Below are 3,890 nucleotides of genomic sequence, written 5' to 3'. Positions count from 1 at the left end.
CGAAACTCGCGCTCAACATCAACCGATCGCCACGCCGCGGTGGGGTCCCTTTTGCACGCCGATCGGGGGTCCCTTTTGGACGCCGATTGACAGCCTGGGTCTCGATACCTTCCGCGACGGTTTCAATGCCGAGGCTCTCGCCCAAGGCGATGAGGGCTCGGACGATCGCGGTATCATCAACGTTTTCGCCGATACCGCTCACGAAAGATCGATCAATCTTCAACACATCAACTCTGAACTGTTTCAGGTGGGTAAGGGCTGCGTAACCCGTACCGAAATCATCGAGTGCGATGCGCACCCCGTACTCGCTGAGAACAGAAAGCGCGCGGGCAACATGGTGGGATCCTCGCCCTAGAAATACACCTTCGGTGACCTCCAGCTCAATCATGCTCGGTTTAAGACCACGCGTTTCAATTTCGGCCAGCAGGCGTTCGGCAAAATCATTCCCATGAAAGTCAGCCGCTCCGGTGTTGATTGCGACATGGCCGAAATCAAGGCCCCGATCCACCCATCTTCGAATATCATCAAGTACACAGGCAAGCATCTGCCGGCTAATGGCAAGAGTTAGCTCGTGGTCAGCAAACGGCAGACCGAAAAATTCGGGTAAAATCGGTGCAAGGCTCGGCCGGTCACAGCGGACCAGTGCTTCAAACCCGACGAGCGTGCCGGAACTAAGTCCGATTTTTGGCTGATAGTGGGCGACAATGCTACCGCTCGTGGCTGCCTCTCTTGCGATAGAGAGGATCTGCGCTTCCCGTTCAAACTCCTCGGCCATGCTGGGAAAGAAAGTCTCCACGCAACCACGTGTGCGTTTGGCCGCAGCCAATGCCAGATCGCTGCACTTGACGAGTTTTTCGAGGGTTGTGGCGTGATCTGGAAAGATTGCCAACCCGGTGCTCGCGCGACAATCCACCACACGACCGTGATGCTCCATTGGCTGATTGAGGCGATCATTCAGTGACCGAATGATCGCCTCAACATCCTCGTCGCGGTCGATGCCGGATAGCAGGAGCCCAAATTCGTCACCACCCAGCCTCGCGACGATGTCGGTCCCCCGCACGAGCGCGCGAAGGCGATCGGCAAAATTGCACAGCAGGGCGTCTCCGGCGTCGTGACCGAGTGAATCGTTGATCTGTTTGAAATGATCGACATCGACTAACATCAATGCCACGCGCGTGTTTTTGCGCTCAGCATCGCGCATAGCCGCTACAATTCGCTTCCGAAACATCTCTCGATGAGGAAGTCCGGTCAGGACGTCGTGCTGGGCCACGTGCCGTAACTTTTCAGATAACTGCGATTGCGTTGCCACCTGTGCCTCGCGCTCGATTATCGCTCTACGCAATTCCAGCAGCGACTCCACTTGGGAAGCCAGAACCCGGAGCGTGGTTTTTTGGACCTTTGTCAGGCCTTGCGGTCGCGGTTCGGGATCAAAAGCGCACAGCGATCCGATCGCCGTACCATCGGTCGCCAAAATTCGCATTCCGGCGTAAAATCGGATGTTGGGCGCCTCGGCGACGAATGGATTGGTCGCAAAACGTGGGTCACGGCTCGCGTCTTCAACGACGAAGATCGTGGAAGATTCGATCGTATGAGCACAAAACGAAACAGCGATGGGAGTTTCGCACTGCTCGATTCTGCACCTCGCTTTGAACCATTGTCGGCGATCGTCAATGAAACTGATTGATGCCGATTGGGTGCCGAGGACCAAGGCGGCAAGCGAGGCAATACTATCGAAAGCCGCTTCAGGCGCACTATCGAGTATCTCGTAATGATTCAAAGCGTCCATTCGTCTTGAACGGGCTCCGCGGCTCTTTGATGAGCTATGGGAGCGCCCTAACGAGGGAGCTTGGGAGATTGCTGTGATCATAGATACTCCTCAGCGCATATCCGTAATCCTTGTTTCGACGATACGAGCCTTCCTGATTGTCTTGAAATGCCGGCCGACTGCGGGACTTTTGTGCCGGTGGAAAAGCGAGTATCCTTGCAGGTGCGGCGTACAACTCTGTACGTCGCCAAAAAACGTGTGGGGCGGAGGAACGATCGGTGCTTGGTGATGGCAAGGTGGCCGACGTGGCTGAGGCGTCGGCGCATCGTCATGTCTACATAGTAGACGACGATAACGACGTACGAAAATCGCTGCATTTTTTGCTCGCATCGATGTCGATTACCGCGTGGCCCTTCGCTACAGCCGTTGATTTTATTGATCAGTTGCCCTACTTGGCACCAGCACCGGTCTTGCTTGATCTTCGCATGCCAATCATAGATGGCCTGCAGGTTCTGGCTCTTCTTAAAGAACGAGCTGTGCGTTGGCCTGTCGTGGTGATTACGGCGCACGGCGATGTCACGGTCGCGGTGCGTGCGATGAAGCTGGGAGCCATTGACTTTCTCGAAAAGCCGTTTGCTGCGGATTCGCTCGACCAAGCCCTCGACCACGCATTCGGCATCCTTCGTGAAACCGAACGATCGCTGCGCGCGCGAGACGACGCTCGCCGACTTATGGGCGGATTGTCCAAGCGCGAGCGTGAAATCGTTACTATGATGTCGGAGGGTGCGCCCAATAAGCTGATTGCTTACGGGCTGGGCCTCAGTACCCGCACCGTAGAAATGCATCGCAGCAATGCCCTCGCCAAGTTGGGAGTAAAAAGCATCGTCGAAGTGATGGCACTGATGGAAGCCGCTGACCTCGAAATACACGCTGCACCGTTTAATAGCTAAATCGGGAGTAGATTCTCGAATAGTCTTCAATGCAGACTCCAATATTCTATGGAAGACCGAGCTGCCGAGTGTTCAGCTTGTGCCGGAAGCCGGCTGTACGGAGTGTTCAGAGGCGCGCCCGAAGCCAAATTTTTCGGCGCTGAGGGGCGCGATGATCTTGACTTCAGCAAAGTTGTCTTTCGCCCAGCGAACCACACCGCGGCGCTTAAGGCCAAAGGGCAGCGTTATTTTGACGTAGAGGCCCTCAATGAAGCTGCCGTCACGTCCTGTTTTCATATTACGCAGTGACACGTCCGGGGCCATAGCGAAACGGGTTCCATTCGCGCCGCGCGTCACGGCCGAGGTTGCCATGGGCAGCCTGACGGTGCAGGCGGCATGCTGCTGCGAGCCGGCAGCGGGATTGGTGAGTAGCGCAGTGCAATTGATACTTTGGTCGAATGTGAGACCGCAATCTTCGCCTGCCGTCCACACGACACGGCCGACCAGTATTCCGCCGTCGGGAAGCTCCAACGTGAGAGCGTCGTCGAGCGTCAAGGGAGTATCTGGCCACGGCGAGGCTCCTTTGTCCGAAATATTTTTAGCAGGGATCAAGCCGTGATCGGTATTCAAGGTCGCGTGCCCGACGCTCAGCATTGTCTGTACGGAAGGATCAGCCCCTCGGCGTGGATCTTGTGAAATATTGATTGTGTTTGGCACTGGTGCTTGGACGGAATTAATAATGCGCATGAGTTGCTCTCCTGCGCGTTTGAATTGCATGCAACAAACGTAAGCGAAATCTGTGGAAGTTACGGGCGGCGTGTTAACCAATGCGAAACTTGGCGCCGCGTGGACGAGAATCGTGGGGCCGGCGAGCGCAACCTCCTGACTGTGAGCTCCTAGGATGTGATCTCTGCCATTCGGGCGACCGAAAGTCGGGATCTATCTTGTCAACGCTCCTTTTGCCTCCCGCCCGAGCGGACTTGGACGTGGAAGTCCTCATCCGAAGGCCATTTGCCCATGCGGCCAGCCGTCTGGCAGGCGATTGCCCACTGCATCAATAAACAAGTGGTTTTTGATACAGTACCGCAAGAGCGTGAAACCGCGGTGACGTGACCCCCTGATTTTCCTCCACGCGTGATTAGAGTCCGGCCCTGATGGAAGGACGGACGATGAAGCGACTGAGGTTTACGGAAGAG

3 protein-coding genes are annotated in these 3,890 nt (G+C 56.0%); 1 reads left to right on the top strand and 2 read right to left on the bottom strand.

The genetic code is table 11. The features are described from left to right. The coding region (locus GGQ98_RS17875) for a sensor domain-containing phosphodiesterase (RefSeq protein ID WP_184072002.1) at positions 1-1,786 on the bottom strand (1,786 nt) is incomplete at its 3' end. A gap of 257 nt (positions 1,787-2,043) precedes the next feature. Between GGQ98_RS17875 and GGQ98_RS17870 the strand changes: the two genes are divergently transcribed. Next, complete coding sequence (locus GGQ98_RS17870; protein ID WP_184072001.1) at positions 2,044-2,715, top strand: response regulator; 672 nt, start codon at positions 2,044-2,046, stop codon at positions 2,713-2,715. Between the two features lie 72 nt (positions 2,716-2,787). Here the strand turns inward: GGQ98_RS17870 and GGQ98_RS17865 are convergent, their stop codons facing one another. Next, positions 2,788-3,441: a hypothetical protein gene (locus GGQ98_RS17865; RefSeq protein WP_184071999.1), complete on the bottom strand. Its 654-nt coding sequence runs from the start codon at positions 3,439-3,441 to the stop codon at positions 2,788-2,790. Positions 3,442-3,890: the final 449 nt, after the last annotated feature.

Source organism: Sphingosinicella soli, assembly GCF_014199685.1.
Taxonomy (GTDB): Bacteria; Pseudomonadota; Alphaproteobacteria; order Sphingomonadales; family Sphingomonadaceae; genus Sphingosinicella; species Sphingosinicella soli.
The sequence above is the reverse complement of the archived record's forward strand: the minus strand, read 5'-3'. Positions and strand labels throughout refer to the sequence as shown.